Consider the following 243-nt stretch of genomic DNA (forward strand, 5'->3'; position numbering starts at 1 on the left):
CAAGAGAACAATGGAAGAGGCTCACAAGGAAATAATGGGAATCAGCAAGGAAACAACGATAGAGGCTCGCAAGGGAATAATGGAAATCAGCAAGGAAACAACGGAAGAGAACCACAGGGGAATAATGGGCACCAGCAAGGAAACAACGGAAGAGAATCACAAGGGAATAACGGAAATGGTCAAGGAAACAACGGAAGAGAATCACAAGGGAATAACGGAAATGGTCAAGGAAACAACGGAAGA

Annotated in this window: 1 pseudogene; it reads left to right on the forward strand. The window is 44.4% G+C overall.

The features are described 5' to 3' along the window. Nucleotides 1–243 (forward strand): annotated as a pseudogene (locus MR113_RS27870) (hypothetical protein); the annotation flags it as partial.

Source organism: Bacillus cereus group sp. BfR-BA-01379, from assembly GCF_022663605.1.
Taxonomy (GTDB): domain Bacteria; phylum Bacillota; class Bacilli; order Bacillales; family Bacillaceae_G; genus Bacillus_A; species Bacillus_A mobilis.